The following is a 16,399-nucleotide window of genomic DNA, read 5'->3' as shown; positions in this document are numbered from 1 at the left end:
CAGACTTAGTTGGATCTATTATTCCCCGCTAAACCCGCCATAAAGGCGGGCATGGTGTGACTTATTGCAGCAGCGAAATATCCGCAACCTGCAGGAACAGCTCGCGCAGTTTGGTCAGCAGCGTCAGGCGATTAATCCGCACCTCGCTCTCTTCTGCGTTTACCATTACCTTCTCAAAGAAGTTATCCACGGCGGTACGCAGCTGCGCCAGCTCGATCAGCGCATCCTGGTAGCGGCCTTCGGCAAAATAAGGCGCCAGCTTGCTGCTTAAGGCAGAAACGTAGGTCGCCAGCTGGATCTCTTCGTTTTCCTTCAGCAGTGCAGCCTGCACGTTGTCGTTCAGCGGCTCGCTCGATTTCGCCAGAATATTTGAAACGCGTTTGTTAGCCGCGGCCAGCGCCGCCGCCTCTTCCAGAGTACGGAAGTGGGAAACGGCCTTCATGCGCGCGTTAAAGTCTGCCGGACGAGTAGGACGACGGGCCAGCACGGCCTGAATAGTGTCAACGCTGTGACCTTCTTCCTGATACCAGGTACGGAAACGGCCCAGCATAAAGTCGATCACGTCATCAACCACTTTCGCGTTGCTCAGTTTGCTGCCATACAGGCGCACCGCTTCTTCGGTCAGCGTTTGCAGATCCAGCGGCAGGTTTTTTTCAACGATGATGCGCAGCACGCCCAGCGCGGCACGACGCAGCGCAAACGGATCTTTATCGCCTTTTGGATGCTGGCCAATGCCGAAAATGCCCGCCAGCGTATCCATCTTATCGGCAATCGCCAGCGCGCAGGCAACCGGGCTGGACGGCAGATCGTCACCCGCAAAACGCGGCTGATACTGCTCGTTCAGCGCTACCGCCACGTCTTCCGCTTCGCCGTCATGACGCGCATAGTGCATGCCCATCACGCCTTGCGTGTCGGTAAACTCAAACACCATGTTGGTCATCAGATCGCACTTGGACAGCAGGCCAGCGCGAGTGGCGTGATTGACATCAGCCCCGATCTGCCCGGCAATCCATCCCGCCAGCGCCTGAATACGATCGGTTTTGTCGCGCAGCGTGCCCAGCTCTTTCTGGAACAGTACCGTTTCCAGACGCGGCAGATTATCTTCCAGACGCTTTTTGCGGTCGGTATTAAAGAAGAACTCCGCATCGGCCAGGCGTGGACGCACCACTTTTTCGTTACCGGCAATAATCTGCGCAGGATCTTTCGATTCAATATTGGTCACAAAGATAAAGTTTGGCAGCAGCTTGCCCGCGTCATCGTAGACCGGGAAGTACTTCTGGTCGCCCTTCATGGTGTAAACCAGCGCTTCGGCAGGCACGGCCAGGAATTTTTCTTCAAACTTCGCGGTCAGCACCACCGGCCATTCAACCAGTGAGGTTACCTCTTCCAGCAGGCTGTCGCTCAGATCGGCGTGGCCGCCAATTTTGCGCGCGGCGGCTTCGGCATCGGCTTTGATCTGCGCTTTACGCGCTTCGAAATCAGCCTGAACTTTGCCGCGCTCCAGCAGGATCTGCGGATAGCTATCGGCGTTGTCGATAGTGAATTCCGGCTCGCCCATAAAGCGGTGGCCGCGGATGGTGCGTGCAGAATCAACGCCCAGAATAGTGGCCGGAATGCTCTCTTCGCCCAGCAGCAGCGTAACGGTATGCACCGGACGGACAAACTGCACGTCGGAATCGCCCCAGCGCATCAGCTTAGGGATCGGCAGCTTCGCCAGCGAGGTAGCGACCATGTTTGGCAGCAGCGACTGCGCGCTTTCGCCTTTCACGTGTGCGCGATACAGCAGCCATTCACCTTTGTCAGTGCTAAGGCGCTCGGCCTGATCTACCGTAATGCCACAGCCGCGTGCCCAGCCTTCTGCGGCTTTAGTGGCGATGCCGTTGGCATCAAACGCGGCGGCAATAGCCGGGCCGCGCTTTTCAACTTCGCGGTCGGGTTGCGCGGCGCTCAGGCTGGCAACCTTTACCGCCAGACGGCGCGGCGCGGCATACCAGTTTACTTCGCCGTGCGTTAAGCCTGCGGCATCCAGCTCGGCGGTCAAATTGGCGGCAAAAGATTCGGCGAGATTACGCAGCGCCTTCGGCGGCAGCTCTTCGGTGCCGATCTCCACCAGAAACGTTTTTTCAGTCATGGCTGCCTCTTATTTTTTATTGCACATCGGGAAGCCCAGCGCCTCACGAGACGCATAGTACGCTTCAGCCACGGCTTTGGTCAGGGTGCGAATACGCAGAATATAGCGCTGGCGTTCGGTCACGGAGATGGCCTTACGCGCGTCCAGCAGGTTAAACGTGTGGCCCGCTTTCAGAATGCGTTCATAGGCCGGCAGCGGCAGCGGTTTTTCCAGCGCCAGCAGGCTTTGCGCCTCTTTCTCGTACTGCTCGAAGCAGGTGAACAGGAAATCAACGTCGGCATATTCGAAGTTATAGGTGGACTGCTCTACTTCGTTCTGGTGGAACACGTCGCCGTAGGTCGTTTTGCCCAGCGGGCCGTCGCTCCAGACCAGATCGTAAACGCTATCCACGCCCTGGATGTACATCGCCAGGCGCTCCAGGCCGTAGGTGATTTCGCCAGTGACCGGCTTACACTCCAGGCCGCCAACCTGCTGGAAATAGGTGAACTGCGTCACTTCCATGCCGTTCAGCCAGACTTCCCAGCCCAGGCCCCACGCGCCCAGCGTTGGGTTTTCCCAGTTATCTTCCACAAAGCGAATGTCATGGATGGTCGGATCCATCCCCAGCTCTTTCAGCGAGCCGAGATAGAGCTCCTGAATATTGTCCGGTGAAGGCTTGATAATCACCTGGAACTGATAATAGTGCTGCAGGCGGTTTGGGTTTTCGCCGTAGCGGCCATCGGTAGGACGACGTGAAGGCTGCACGTAGGCGGCGGCAATCGGCTCTGGCCCCAGCGCGCGCAGGCAGGTCATCGGGTGAGAGGTACCCGCGCCGACTTCCATATCCAGCGGTTGCACAATAGTGCAGCCCTGGCGTGCCCAGTAATCCTGTAAGGTCAGGATCAGACCCTGAAATGTCTTGGTATCAAACTTTTGCATGTTGTTTTCGCACGCGAGACGGTTTTAAAAGTGGGCGTCAGTATACCCTTTGACCGTCGGTTAGTCAGTAAAAGTGCCTGACGTGATGGCGAAGAAAGATGACGCCGGAAAGGGAAAACCGCAAAAAAATCAGAAGGCCTGATGTTTTTCTATCCGTTTTTTTACGGCCTGGTCTGAATTCATCTGCCGCAAGTTGTTGAATATGCACCGTCCGGCTACCCTCTGATACGCATTAATGCGAAACGAGGAACAAAATGAAGCAGAAGATTGCCTGGATAGATAACCTGCGCGCGGTGGCCTGCCTGATGGTAATCATGATCCACACCACGACCTGGTACATCACCAACGCGCCGGTAGTGGGAGAACATACATGGGATCTTTCTAATCTGCTGAATTCCGCCTCGCGCGTCTGCGTACCTGTCTTTTTTATGATTTCAGGCTATCTGTTTTTTGGCGAACGCAGCGCTCAGGGCCGCCATTTTCTGCGTATTGTCCTTTGCCTGGTGTTCTACAGCGCGGTAGCGCTGCTTTATATCACCTGGCTAACGCCAATCAGCCAGGGCATTTCTGTTCGCATGCTTTTGCAAAAGCCCGTTTTCTATCATTTGTGGTTCTTCTTCGCCATTATCGCTGTTTATCTGCTTTCACCCCTGATTCAGGTAAAAAACGTGCGTGCGGGCTACCTTGCCGTGGTGACGCTTATACTGGCGGTGCTGGCCAATCCTAATACGGTCGATCAATCCATCGGCAATTTTCACTGGCTGCCGCTCAATCTCTATATCAACGGCGACAGCTTCTATTACGTGCTGTATGCGCTGTTTGGCAGGGCGATTGGCACCATGGATACCCGTGGTCGCGGTGTTAGCTGGGCTGCTGGCGTGATTTTTATTGCCTGCGTGGCGGGGATTGCGATGGGCACTAAACAGCAGACGGCGATTAACGGCGCGTTTGCCGATACCTGGTATCTCTATTGCGGCCCGGTGGTCTTTATCGCCGCGGTGAGTTTGCTGGTGCTGTTTAAAAACACCTTAAATGAGCGAATTTTACCGGTTCTGGGCACTATCTCGCGTTATTCGCTGCCAATTTACGGTTTTCACGCGCTGTTCATTCACTTTATCCGTACCCATCATTTTGACCATACCAGTCATCCGCTGTTGGATATCCCGCTGGTCTTTGCCAGCACGCTGCTGGGCAGTCTGCTGCTGGCGATGGGATTACGCAAGCTTGATAAGCGCCACTTTGTGAGTTAGCGGGAAGGGTGACTGCCCTGCCGTCATCCGGTCAACGCGGCGAAAAAATATAGCGCAACTCCCTGTTGAAACGCCGTATGCAGACAGGGCCGCGCCACATAAAGAAGGCCGTGCTAGTTCGCCCAGCGCTGAATGGCACGCCTTAACTGACGCGATGAGGTAAATCCTGCCGCCAGGGCCGCTTTCTCTGTGCCTTCGCCCTGCTGCAGCCGCTGCTTCGCCATCGCCAGTTTTAGTTGCTCATGATATTCCCGCACGCTTATGCCTAAATGTTGTCTGAACAGGCGCGTCAGATGGCGTGCGCTGACGTGAACGCGGTTGGCGATCTCTTCCAGCGGCCAAACGCGCTCCGGCTGGGCAATCAGCAAATCCTGGGTGCGGTGGATGGCTGGATTAATATGATTGCGATGGCGCAACCACGGCGAAAGCTGTGGATCGTCATCCGAACGGCGAAACCAGACAACCATTTCGCGCGCTACGTTAAGGGCAGCCTGCGAACCGCAAAGACGCTGGATAAGATGCAGCGCCAGATCGATTCCCGCAGTAATACCTGCGCTGGTCCAGATGCCGTTATCTTCCACAAAAATGCGATTTTCCTTCACGATGGCGGTCGGTTCGGCGCTTCTTAGCCGCTCGATCACTTCATGATGCGTGGTGCACTGCACGTTATAAAGCAGACCGCTGCGCGCCGCCAGGATAGATCCTGAACAGATGCAAACCAGCGTAATCCGTCCGGCATGGATTATTGGCTGCATGCGCGTCAGCCAGTTACGTGCTTTGACGCTGGCTGGCGTATCGAAATCGACGCTGGAATCCGCCATGCCCGGAATAATCAGCAAGCTTCCTTCCGGTAAGCTTTCCGGCAATGGCTCAAGCTGGCTGACGGTCATTCTGGTTGAGGTCATCACGCTCTCCTCTGGCCCGATGTAGCGCAGTTCGAACGCGTCACCGGCCAGCTGTAGCGTTTCTGCCGGGCCGGTCATATCGAGCGTCATGACGCCCGGCAGCGTCAAAAACCAAACGGGAATAGCCATGTTTTCGATCCTTTTTAGCAATAGCCTTATGCCAGGGCGTGTAAGCACTGCTCAACGGTAGCAATAGTGGCAAAGCGGTTTATCAGCACGCTTTCGGTGCGATGGCGTAAATCTGCAATACCAAGCGTGATGCCATTATGCGTAATCGGAAAGGTCAGCGTCGCTTCGGTTACAAAGGTGACGTGATAGCCCAGATCGGAGGCAACACGTGCCGTTGTTTCACAACACTGCTCGGTACGTAATCCGCTAACGATCAGGTTTTTTATCTGATGTTCCTGCAACCATGCCGCCAGCCCGGAATCGGTCAGCGCGTTGTGCACTTTCTTTTGTACCCTTAGCGTAGGGTGATGATCGAGGAAGGGCAGGCGCTTTACCAAACCTGAAGCCAGCGAAAACGGCCCGTCCTCTTCGAGATGAAACACATCTATAACTGGAATTTTCCGGCGCTGGCAGCCCGCAATCAGCTTGCGGATCTGCTGCTCAAAGGCAGGTGTTTCCGCCGTTTCCTGATAGCCACGATGATAGAAGGATTGCTGAGCGTCAATTACTAAAAGGGCGGTACTGGTCATTTTCAACTCCGGCAGGGGATAGCGGGAACACAATCATGACGCGGAGTGCAGGCTGGCGTAAGGCCAAAAACGGACAGGATGACGTTGTGTCAGGACAACCTGTAGTGCTGGCGGAGGCGCCGGTTCTTTTAGCAGATATTAGCAGCGGCCTGCTTTAGATAAGGAAAAGACAACATCTTGCCGGTTCCTCAGGAAGAATAAATTACAATAGAAAGTAGATATAAAGATATGGGTTTATTATTGCGGTTTATTTTTTTTAAAAAAATCACAACAGGTAGTGATGAATGCGTACATTTACCGAAATTGCGCAAGTATTAATAATTAATTATTTGTAATTTAAAGGTCTCAGGATTGTCTCCTGTAAAAACGTAACCTAAACGAGTCTGCCTTTTATTTTTTAAATCCCCTCTGTTGATTCTGTTAATGATTTATTGAATTTTTTCATTTCAATTTTCTCATTGCCGTATACCAGGATTGTTTTTCCTTTTGAAAACTTGGAGTTATCTCGTTTTTATGAAAATAGTCGATAGCCTTAACCAGGAGATTAAGTTTTTTCCTATAGCCAATATTGCTGTTAATAGGGTTTGTGTCCGCTATTGACGAGCGATGGATATTTTCAAATAATGTTTTCAGATTAAACCTATCCCGGCGGAGTAATCCGTATAAATCAGTGGGTGACATAGTAAACGTAGGGTGTGTTTTTAAGTTAACGAATCTTTCAGGATTGATAATTATATATCACTATTTTTACAAGCTGGCTTCTTTATTGTCCTGAATACGAGCCTGGAATAAAATATGATGAATCTGTTTAAAAGATTTTTATTGATTGCAGGAGCGTCTCTTTTGACCTTCTCTCCAGTGGTACCAGCCACGCCGGTTATCGGTATTGGCAGCATGTACGATGTGCTGACGCCCGGAATGCAGAGCATAACCAAGCGGATTTACAATACTGGTGACTCTACGGCATTTATACGCGTGGAGCTGCTGGAGATTCATCCCGGTAAAAAAGAGGCGCAGGAAACGCCACAAAAAGAAACTATTAATAACCAGCTTGAAAAAAATCGGCTGATAGTTACGCCGCTGCGCCTGATTATTCCGCCCGCTGGTTTTCAGTCTGTACGTATTATGTGGCCCGGGGAGCGAGAAAAGGAACGTTATTTTCGCGTCAGGTTTACGCCTGTTATGCCTGAAGTGGATGATAGCTTTGGCCTGAATAAGCAGGCGATAGATGAATATCGTAAAAATAGTCTGCATGCCGGATTAAACGTGCTGACAGGCTATGGCACAGTGGTGATTGTTCAACCGGATAGCCCCACTTTTAAAACCGTAATGGATAACAGTTCAGCAGGTGTGTTGACCGTAAAAAATAACGGCGATACGACTATTTCTCTGGAAGATATCCGCCATTGTAAATCAATCGACACGGACTGTAGCCCCGTTACGCGTGAATTTATCTTGCCGGGAAGAAGTGTCAGCCTTGATAAAAAAATCGGTTATAAAACGAATTTCACTCTGATTGAGGGAAATAATAAACGGACGTTAACGTTTTAACGTCACATGAGCCATGCGTGGCAATGCGCATAGTTGGGGAAGATTGAAACCTTAAGGAACAAGTTATGAAAAAGAAAACATTTAAAAACACGCTGGCCGTAGCGCTGCTGTCCTGTGCAGCCCTGGGTGCATCCGTTGCCCATGCGGCGGAAAGCCAGAGCTATACCATCAACCTGACCGCGACGGTACCTTCAGACAACTTCCAGGTTCTTCCAGTCGATACGGGCTGGATTGATCAGACCCAAACCATGGGATACGACATCGCCAGCAGCAAACTGCAGCCGTTTGAAAAACAGTTCCAGTATAAAAATACTGCCGGTGCAATTCAGGCCAAGCTAACGGGTAACCTGAACAGTGACGGTAAGCCGCAGCTCTCTAACGGCACCGCTGTCATCCCCCTGGCCGTAACGTTTAATAATATCGCCATTACAAAAACGGCAGTTCCGGTAGTAGCTGCAGAGGCTGCGAAAGCCGGAGGCCGTACGGCTCTGCGCATTACTCAGGCTGCCGATACAGCGCTGGAGGTAAACGGATACTTTACCGGTAGCGTAGCGATGATTTTTGAACCGGTGGTCGACACCCCTGCGCCGTAACCGCATTGTCCTGATGCTAACTGACTGGAGGCCGCCGCAGGATGCGGCGGCTTTATTAATGAAAAAAACTCTGCTTGTTCTTGCTATGGCTCCTCTGTTTGCGTCGGCAGCCGATATGTCACTGGCGGTCAACACGCGGGGGCTACCTGAAGATTTCAGGCGTTATTTTTATGACTCTGAAGTGATGGTTCAGGTATATCTGAACGACATGCCGCTATTTGACGCGGCAGTTTCCCTGAAGGAGAACGGCGATATCCGACTGTTGCGTACCGTTAGCGATGCGCAGGAGGTAGACCCGGCCGTCAGGGCGCTATGGTTCGGCATTCTGCAACAGGGTGTCACCGTCGGAAAATGCACAGCAGCTTGCCCGTCCGGCTTGATGGCAGTGGAATACCGACTGGATAACTCGATATTAAAGCTATACACCTCACAGTATGAAACAAGCCGATCGCAAAGCGCGTTTCTCTCGCTACCTGAAACGCCCGGCGGCGTAATTATGTATAACGACGTGTCTGCTACCAACAGCGGCACAATGCGCAGCTGGGGCATTAACTCTTCCCTGACTTCATCTTTTGCAGGATGGAGCCAGAAGGTGTCTTTTCAGTCGTCCGGCACGGATGGGCGCTACCGTTACAGCAGTTCGAGCCTGTATGAGCTTTACTCACAGAAAGAGCTACAGGGCAGTTTTTTGCGGTTGGGGTTTTTTACGCCCGACGGCGATACCGGCAACGTACAGACGGCCGGGTTTGGCTTTGACACGGTGGCGGGGGCCATGTGGGCCACCTCCGACGCGCTGCTGGCCAGCACGGAGAGCGTCAGCGCCTGGCCGGTTTACGTGACCGGGCGCAATCAGTCCATTGCCGAGGTCTGGCGCGACGGCAGGCTTATCCATACCCAGCAGCTGCAGGCCGGTGTCCAGGCGCTGAACACTCGCCAGCTGCCCGGCGGCATTTACGATATTACGATAAAAATTATCGAAAATGGCCAGGTGGTGGACACGCAGCAGGCGCAGATTTACAAGCCGCAGGGCTGGGCCAATCCGGACAGGCGCTGGCGCATGAATCTCTGGAGCGGACAGCGCAGAACGCTGGCCTCCGGTGATGGCCGCGTGCGTGAGGATAACCCTTTTGCGGCGGGCGGCGGCGTGGATATTCTGGTGCATCCGCGCGCCGTATTAGGTTTTAGCGGCGCGGCGACGGAGAAAGAGCATCGGCTCAGAACCCGTGCCAACGTTACGCTTTCGCCAGATGATTCGCTGTTTGCCCAGTACACGCTGGGCAATTCGGAATACCGCACAAACCAGGACACCGACATCCGCTACTACCGCAACATTCCCGGCGGCGGCTCGGCCAGTCTGTTCTGGCGTTCCACCACCACTGACGTATATGGTCACGGCCTGTCCAGTCAGCGCACCACGTCTCGTCAGCAGGGCGATACCTGGGGCACCTCGCTGTCGCTGCGCCTGCCTCACTCTACGCAGCTGATGCTGAACGGCCAGTATATGGATACCGCCTGGCGGCAAGGCTTTGGCACCGACGCATCGGTCACCACGCTGGCGAACCTGTCAGGACGCGATATGAACTTCCGGTTCAGCGCTTATGACCGGCCCGGCTTTAACAATAATAGCCGAGACCGTGGCGTCTCCTTTGGCGTCAGCGTGTCGCTGGCCCCGGCAGCCCGCCATCTTGTTTCAGCCGAAACCGGCATCAACCAAAATCAGGGATACTCCAGCCTGAACTATCAGTGGCAGCCGGGCGAAGGGAGCGTTATCCGCACGCTTGGCGGCGGCGTTTCTTATAGCCCGCATAACACGGTTATCAGCAGCAACGCTTCGGTGGACACGCCTTATGCCAGCGGCGATGCGTATGCGCAGCACAATACGCAGGGCGATACGACTACGCTGGGTGGAAACCTGAGCCAGGTGCTGGTGGTGGGCGGCGGCAAAGTGGCGTCGGTAAACAGCAACAGTCGCAGCATGGAGTCGGCGCTGATTGTCGACGTGGACGCGGATGACGATACCGGTGTTATCGCTTCCGGCACGATGGCGGAAACGCGGCTGTCGGCAGGACGCAATATCGTGCCAACCGGGCTGTGGAAACAGAACAACATTCAGTTCGCGGCACGCGGCGGTGAAAGCGTACAGCTCTTTCCACAGAACCAGAGCGTGCAGATGAACCGGGGCAGCGTGCAGTACATAAAAGTGAAGGCGGTAAAAACCTTTACGCTGGTCGGCATGCTGCACGATGAACAGGGTAACGTGCTGAAAAATCGTTTTGTCAGCAGTGATGTTTCCAGCGGCGTGATTAATGCCGAAGGGGTGCTGACGCTGGATTCCGGCGTGGCAAACAGCGTGCTGACGGTCAGGGCGGAACCTGGCCAGCCAGCGCTGACCTGCACGCTGCCGTCAGGTCTCGATCGCGCCAAAAAAGTGCAGTTTATTAATGCTGTCCGCTGCCGGACAGTAAATACGGGAGCAGACAAATAATGAAGATGCTATCGGCTCTGGCGGGGGCAGGATTACTTATCTTAGGGCTGGCTGCTAATGCGGCGACCATGGAAATCACTGCCGCTTTTACGCCATCCATGAGTCAACCGGAGCATAATCAGTTTATCAACACTACGCCACAGAGTGGGTATTGTGCGACATGGCCAGACTCATGTTCGAGCAATGTTTTCAGCATTGCATTACCTTTAACCCTGGCTATAATAAATCCAATAAAAGCAAATGATACTCCAAGAAATAATCCCTATTTCGCCTTTCCAAATAAACTCGTAACATTAAATGTAACAAATGAGGCTGGTGATATTGCGAAAGTTTCCTTTCGTGTGAGTGGATTTAGTTCTCGTTATACTAATAACATCGGCCAATATGACTGGGTAAATTCTAGCTTTATGTTTCCTAATCTACCTTGTAAATATAGTGGGGCAAGTTGGGGGGTAGGGAATTGGTATCACTTTTTATGGTCAGTTACTTCTGACAGCGGTGCATGCTATAAAATAAGCACTATAGACAGAACTGAACCCTCAAGCTTTTTTAATATGAGCGTGGCATATGAGCTGGTATCGCCAGATCCACTTCGGATGAGTTCTGGTATTTATAAAGGTGCGCTGCATTTAACCGTTGGTCCCGGTGGCGATTTTGACTTTGGCGATAACTATCAGGCGTCAGATAGCCAGCTTACGATCAATTTCACCCTTTCTGTTAACCATGAACTGAAATTAACCACCACCGCAGAAGCTCAGAAGGTCACCCTTGAACCCTGTGCACAGGGAAGAACCTGTACGGAGGAAGAGGGGAAAGCAAACTGGGAGCGCTGGATGGTTACCCGCATCACGCCGCAGCTAACCGGCCGCAGCAATTTTACTCTTTCCAGCTCCGGAGCTTTTACCGTTTATCTGGCGTGTGAACAGCAGAGCGGCACAAACTGCGCGCTGAAAAGCGACAACTCGGCGCAGCTGGTGCCGGTACAAACACTGCTGACGCTGCCTGACAATATCGTGGACAGCACAACCGGTTCCACCGTCTCCCGAAGGCCGCTTGCGTTGGGTAGAGATTTAACCAGAAACACTTTTATTACCAAATCCTATGGTGAGAACAAAAGCGGCAGCATCGATTTTCTGGTGGAGCAGCGGGACGTGGATACCATGCTGAAAACCCGGCCGGACACGTATCGAGGTGCCGTAACGGTAATCTTTGATCCTCAAATCTACTGATCAAGACAAGATCGCATCCGTTTCGCTGCCAAAGCTGAGGGCTACAAGGTTGGTGCTGGCATACCTGCGGCGTTCAGCAATATAACGTCAGGCTGAACGTTGCAGGCACAGGATAACTATTTAAAAAGAGCCAGGTTACCGGTCAGTTTGGTTATGCTCTTTTTAGGGCCAATCAGCCCTATTGCGACCAGTTCTATCTTTTCACTACTAATAGAAGAAATCCTTGCGCCATATTCATCATAGGTTTTACAGGATTGCGCCAGCGCGCTAAAAGGCATGGCATAAATCGCTTCCTCTTTAGCAATACGCTGCAATTCCTGAATATATTCGCCAGAGGCCAGCAGGACAGGCAGGGGACTATAGATGACGCCGGGGTAGTTAACGGCATCCATACTTTGCCTGTCTGGCCCAACCAGATTTTCCGTGGTACGACCAAAACTGATGCCGATAACGCTGGCGGCGTTAATGGCCAGTCCGGCTGGCAAATCTTTATCAATAATAATCGTGCAGCGATGCTGGCTGGCGTCGAATTTCATCTTTACTCCTTACTGAGGGGATAGTAATCGCTTTATTTACTTTTAAGGCATTCCCTGGTGATGGCATTTCTTTTTAAATTGTTGCATCCCGTTTTTCCGTACTTTTAACGGAGGGTGAGGCTGTGCGTAACCTTTTGAAATAACGTGATTAATTAAGTGAAGCTATTTTGCCTGATAAAAGCGGGAAAGTGCTGCCTTTATTGCTTGCTTAACCAGCAGTATCAGGAAAAAATAACCTGACAAAGGCTGAAAAAAGAAAGGAATGACTCGTTATGACGCTTGGCGCGGCAGAAATCAAAATCCTGAAGCTGTTGCAGGATGACGCTCGCATCACTAATCAGGTTTTAGCGGAAAAGAGCGGTATGTCGGCCTCACCCTGCTGGCGTAAAGTACGCAAGCTGGAAGAGGATGATGTGATTCAGGGCTACCGAGCGGTACTGAACCGCAAAAAGATTGGGCTGGGCGTGATGGTATTCGTGCGGGTTGTTATCGACAGCCACAGCGAGGCCGAAGCACGCAAGTTCGAAGAGGAGGTAACCGCGCTGGAGGAGGTGGTTTCCTGTTATAGCATTGGCGGCGATGCGGATTTCTTACTGCAGGTCGTGGCGCAGGATCTTGACGCCTACGCCGATTTTGCCATGTCGGTGGTTCGCCGCTTGCCCGGTATTAAAGAGATGCAAAGCATGTTTGTGCTGAAAGAGATCAAGCCGCTGGCAAGCCTGCCGATTAAAAAGTCGATTTAAACAGCCTGGCGAAAGAAGAGCCGCTTTCCTGCTTCCCTTGCCCGGAAAGAAGAGATAATGTGCGCGTGACGAAGTGGCGCTTCCTCGCTGACTGGTGCCACCTGATAATCAATTTTCTCAGCGGAGAAACTCATGAGTAAGCACGTTCTGTTTTCAGCCCTTTTATTTGCTGCAATGCCGTTAGTGTCAACGGCTTTCGCCGAAGATAGCCAGCCAGCCGCGCAGGATTCAGCCGTCGCCGCGCCGGATGCACAAGCGCCAGCAACGGATGCGCCAGCTTCGCAAGACCCGGCAGCAACAGCGCCGCAGAGTCCGGCAGCACAGGCTCCGGTTGCGCCAGAAGCGCAGACGCCTTCACAGGCGCAAACGCCGTCGGGCGAAACGGCCGCGCCTCAGCGCGATCCGGCTCATCCTTATGAGATTCAGTATTTCTTTGCAGATTTCCAGCGCTTTGCCATCGGCAGCGTGGTGCCGGATCGTTACCGCACTAAAAAATATGAAATTGTCGACTGGAAAACCCGTAATCTGCCCGCGCCCGAGCAGGGTACCAACTGGACCTATATGGGCGGCAACTACGTGCTGATTTCCAAAGCGGATGGCAAGATCCTTAAGGCCGAGTCCGGCGATATTTTCTATAAGCAGTAAGCGATAAAAAGCCCGGCAATATCAGGCCGGGCTTGCAGCGTTCTGGTAAGTCCGGCGGGTAAACAGGCTCGCCAGGCTCTCGCGTCAGGAAAGTTCTTCCTTCGGGGTAATACGGTCGCTGTACAAATAGCTCAGCGAAGCCAGCAGGCAGAGGCTATAGCCCAGCAGTTCACAGCCTTCCTCCACCATATTTTTCACCGTATGGTTATAGCCATCCAGCATCAGATGCCGCCAGAGAACCCCCATACCAAACAGGCGGGAAAAGACCAGTATGGTCAGCAGCCCTGCACTCATCATTCCCCAGCCCGGATGCCGCAGAAGAGTAGCAAGTCCGACAATCGCTCGTTTAGGGTGCAGCATGGCGATAACGAGGCAGATGGCGGTAACGGCCAGGGCAAACCAGACCCAGCTACCGTGTGAAATTTCATCGAACAGAAAGTCCAGTTCACGGATTAACATGCAGCTGAAAAAGCCGCCGACTAATACCAGTGTCGATCGCATCGCAGGCTGGCGATATGCACGGTGAAAAAACAGCAGCGCAATAACCAGCAGGATTAATTCCTGGGAAACTTCGGTAAATGAGGTTTCATGGACGCCGTCATTCATCCAGCTAACGTCGATGAAAATCATGCCCATCATGGCAGCGAGAAACAACGCGCAGCCAATAAAAGCCAGCGCCTTACGGCGGATAAAAAGTAAATCAGTTTGCATAATGTCCCTTATTCTTGTCGGGGACGATTATAAGTAGCTACCTGGCAAGGGTTTACCAATAAATGCCGCTGCGGATAGCGCAGCGGCGGCAGAGATATTATAAAAAGCAGTGGGCGTCAGGACGAAAGTACCGCTTATTCCTGCAATACGTATTTCTCCTGCTGGCGCGTAAACCAGACCGGCGGCACATGATGCGGCGCCAGCGTTAACTGTTCAATTCCCCGTTCGATAATGGTGGAAGCCTGCTGCCAAAGGTCAGCGTTTCCTGCCCGCAGCAAATCGATCTGTACGCGCTTTTCGACCAGATAAACGCGGGCAAAATGCGGATCGAAGTGAATAATAGAGCGCGTATTATCAATAATGTCGGCCAGCTTAATGGTTTGCGCATCCTTTGAGGCCCGCGCGGTGTGCTGAAAATGGGCGACCTTTCGTGCTGCACGGTTTTTTGCCTGGGGCTGTTTACTGTCCGTCAGCATTGCCACCAGTTCGGCAACTTCTGCACCAAAATGGCTTTCGATATCCGCCAGCGTGCTGGGCGTATCTTCCACCGTATCGTGCAGCCATGCGGCGGCCAGCATGGTTTCATTATCCGTCACGCTTCTGACCAGCTCCACGACGGCGGCCGGGTGAACAATATAAGGCTCATCGGTATATTTGCGGCGCTGGCCCGCTTCAGCATGCGCTTTGGTTGCGTAACGCCGGGCCTGTTCTTCCAGTGAGTACATCGTTCCCCTCCCGAGAGTTAAAATTTGCTTGCAATTATGTAGTGCGCTATCTATATTTTTGACATGACCACAGATAAAGATGACAAAAAAGCGCAGGCATCGCCACTGCTGCTTGACCAGCAGCTCTGCTTCGCGCTCTATTCCGCTAACCTGGCGCTGCACAAGCTCTATCGACAGCTGCTGGCGCAGCTCGATCTCACCTATCCGCAATATCTGGTGATGCTGGTGCTGTGGGAACGCGATGACGTTACGGTTTCCGATATTGGTGAACGTCTGTTTCTGGATTCGGCCACGCTAACGCCGCTGCTGAAAAGGCTGGAAGCCGCTGGCCTGGTCAATCGGCAGCGTTCGCGCAAGGATGAGCGGCAGGTCGCAGTGACGCTGACGGACCAGGGCCGCGAGCTTCGTCATAAAGCGGTTGGACTGCCGCAGGCGGTCAGCTGTGCCGCAGCCTGCGACGTCGACAGGATGCAGGCGCTGAAAAAAGAGTTAGAAGCCTTACGCGATAGCCTTAACGGCTAGCGTGGGGCAGGTGGGCGGCAATGCCCACCAAACAGGAATCGTTAAAGCTACTGATACCATTTTAAATCGTTCGCGATTTAATCGCGGGCACTATAAATCCTTAAAAGGAGTCACCTGATGTCTTTAGAAAAAGTTGTTTACCGCGCCAAAGCAAAAGCTACCGGTGGTCGTGACGGCCGCGCTACATCTTCTGATAACGTGCTGGACGTGAAGCTGGGCGTGCCAAAAGAGATGGGCGGTGCAGGCGGCGAAGCAACCAACCCTGAGCAGCTGTTTGCTGCCGGTTATTCTGCTTGCTTCCTGGGCGCAATGAAATTTGTGGCCGGTCGCGACAAAATCACTATGCCGAAAGACGCTTTTATCGAAGGTGAAGTAGGCATCGGCCCAATTCCGAACGGTTTTGGTATTGAAGCCCAGCTGAATATTCATCTGGAAGGCATGGACGCGGCGGAAGCGAAAAAGCTGGTCGACGCTGCGCATATCGTTTGCCCCTATTCTAACGCCACTCGCGGCAACATCGACGTGACGCTGAATATCATTAACTAAGCCCGTTCGTCCCGTGCCCTTGCTGGCGCGGGACGCTTTTCTCTCACTCACCGCTGGCCCACGCCACTACTTTATAAAACCGGCTAACTGCCTCTCTACGCCTGCATAAATCTGTTGCGGTTCTGTCACCACTTCTGGCCTTACTTCACCTTATCCCGCGCAATTGAACTGCTATTTTTTCGCCGTTATGGTTAACTACGCCGCTTACGCA

The 16,399-nt window shown here is 52.9% G+C and carries 16 protein-coding genes; 9 read left to right on the top strand and 7 right to left on the bottom strand.

Annotated elements, in window-relative coordinates; all coding sequences use genetic code 11:
- Window positions 1-61: 61 nt before the first annotated feature.
- Window positions 62-2,131, bottom strand: coding sequence for a glycine--tRNA ligase subunit beta (gene glyS / locus ACMGGR_RS20855; RefSeq protein WP_414147773.1), 2,070 nt, complete (start codon window positions 2,129-2,131; stop codon window positions 62-64).
- Between the two features lie 9 nt (window positions 2,132-2,140).
- Window positions 2,141-3,049, bottom strand: coding sequence for a glycine--tRNA ligase subunit alpha (gene glyQ, locus ACMGGR_RS20850; RefSeq protein ID WP_246760253.1), 909 nt, complete (start codon window positions 3,047-3,049; stop codon window positions 2,141-2,143).
- A 254-nt stretch (window positions 3,050-3,303) separates the two neighbouring features.
- Here glyQ and ACMGGR_RS20845 point away from each other — a divergent pair, with 254 nt between their 5' ends.
- The gene (locus tag ACMGGR_RS20845; RefSeq protein WP_414147772.1) at window positions 3,304-4,299 is read left to right on the top strand and encodes an acyltransferase; all 996 of its coding nucleotides are present in this window, start codon (window positions 3,304-3,306) and stop codon (window positions 4,297-4,299) included.
- A gap of 113 nt (window positions 4,300-4,412) precedes the next feature.
- Here ACMGGR_RS20845 and ACMGGR_RS20840 read toward each other — a convergent pair whose 3' ends face one another.
- A complete protein-coding gene (locus ACMGGR_RS20840) occupies window positions 4,413-5,333 on the bottom strand; it encodes a GlxA family transcriptional regulator (RefSeq protein WP_414147771.1) in 921 nt (306 codons plus the stop codon).
- A gap of 26 nt (window positions 5,334-5,359) precedes the next feature.
- Window positions 5,360-5,902, bottom strand: a complete 543-nt coding sequence (locus tag ACMGGR_RS20835; protein WP_414147770.1) for an isochorismatase family protein — start codon at window positions 5,900-5,902, stop codon at window positions 5,360-5,362.
- An 843-nt stretch (window positions 5,903-6,745) separates the two neighbouring features.
- Between ACMGGR_RS20835 and ACMGGR_RS20830 the strand changes: the two genes are divergently transcribed.
- From ACMGGR_RS20830 to ACMGGR_RS20815, 4 genes are all read left to right on the top strand, one after another.
- A complete protein-coding gene (locus ACMGGR_RS20830) occupies window positions 6,746-7,453 on the top strand; it encodes a hypothetical protein (protein ID WP_414147769.1) in 708 nt (235 codons plus the stop codon).
- Window positions 7,454-7,518: 65 nt separating this feature from the next.
- Window positions 7,519-8,046 (top strand): CS1 type fimbrial major subunit, encoded by a 528-nt coding sequence (locus ACMGGR_RS20825; RefSeq protein WP_246760248.1) that lies wholly within the window; start codon window positions 7,519-7,521, stop codon window positions 8,044-8,046.
- Between the two features lie 58 nt (window positions 8,047-8,104).
- Complete coding sequence (locus ACMGGR_RS20820; RefSeq protein ID WP_414147768.1) at window positions 8,105-10,531, top strand: TcfC E-set like domain-containing protein; 2,427 nt, start codon at window positions 8,105-8,107, stop codon at window positions 10,529-10,531.
- Window positions 10,531-11,760 carry a hypothetical protein gene (locus ACMGGR_RS20815; RefSeq protein ID WP_414147767.1) on the top strand — a complete coding sequence of 410 codons (1,230 nt, stop codon included), beginning with the start codon at window positions 10,531-10,533 and terminating at the stop codon, window positions 11,758-11,760. The genes ACMGGR_RS20820 and ACMGGR_RS20815 overlap by 1 nt, the downstream gene beginning before the upstream one ends.
- Window positions 11,761-11,876: 116 nt before the next feature.
- Here the strand turns inward: ACMGGR_RS20815 and ACMGGR_RS20810 are convergent, their stop codons facing one another.
- Window positions 11,877-12,296, bottom strand: coding sequence for a DUF2000 domain-containing protein (locus ACMGGR_RS20810; RefSeq protein WP_414147766.1), 420 nt, complete (start codon window positions 12,294-12,296; stop codon window positions 11,877-11,879).
- 272 nt (window positions 12,297-12,568) lie between these two features.
- Between ACMGGR_RS20810 and ACMGGR_RS20805 the strand changes: the two genes are divergently transcribed.
- Entirely contained in the window at window positions 12,569-13,039 is a 471-nt protein-coding gene (locus ACMGGR_RS20805; RefSeq protein WP_246760244.1) for an Lrp/AsnC family transcriptional regulator, read from the top strand.
- 132 nt (window positions 13,040-13,171) lie between these two features.
- Complete coding sequence (locus ACMGGR_RS20800) at window positions 13,172-13,684, top strand: RcnB family protein (RefSeq protein WP_246760243.1); 513 nt, start codon at window positions 13,172-13,174, stop codon at window positions 13,682-13,684.
- 84 nt (window positions 13,685-13,768) lie between these two features.
- Here ACMGGR_RS20800 and ACMGGR_RS20795 read toward each other — a convergent pair whose 3' ends face one another.
- Both ACMGGR_RS20795 and ACMGGR_RS20790 read right to left on the bottom strand, forming a co-directional pair.
- Entirely contained in the window at window positions 13,769-14,395 is a 627-nt protein-coding gene (locus ACMGGR_RS20795; protein WP_246760242.1) for a hypothetical protein, read from the bottom strand.
- A gap of 134 nt (window positions 14,396-14,529) precedes the next feature.
- The gene (locus ACMGGR_RS20790) at window positions 14,530-15,120 is read right to left on the bottom strand and encodes an HD domain-containing protein (RefSeq protein ID WP_414147765.1); all 591 of its coding nucleotides are present in this window, start codon (window positions 15,118-15,120) and stop codon (window positions 14,530-14,532) included.
- A 63-nt stretch (window positions 15,121-15,183) separates the two neighbouring features.
- Between ACMGGR_RS20790 and ACMGGR_RS20785 the strand changes: the two genes are divergently transcribed.
- Together ACMGGR_RS20785 and ACMGGR_RS20780 are read left to right on the top strand one after the other, a co-directional pair.
- On the top strand, window positions 15,184-15,642 hold the full coding sequence (locus ACMGGR_RS20785) for a MarR family winged helix-turn-helix transcriptional regulator (protein ID WP_246760240.1): 459 nt from the start codon (window positions 15,184-15,186) through the stop codon (window positions 15,640-15,642).
- A 117-nt stretch (window positions 15,643-15,759) separates the two neighbouring features.
- On the top strand, window positions 15,760-16,188 hold the full coding sequence (locus ACMGGR_RS20780) for an organic hydroperoxide resistance protein (RefSeq protein ID WP_414147764.1): 429 nt from the start codon (window positions 15,760-15,762) through the stop codon (window positions 16,186-16,188).
- Window positions 16,189-16,399 lie beyond the last annotated feature (211 nt).

It is taken from the genome of Erwinia sp. BNK-24-b, assembly GCF_047456155.1.
GTDB lineage: Bacteria > Pseudomonadota > Gammaproteobacteria > Enterobacterales > Enterobacteriaceae > Erwinia > Erwinia phyllosphaerae.
This window is presented reverse-complemented; position numbering and strand designations above follow the sequence as displayed.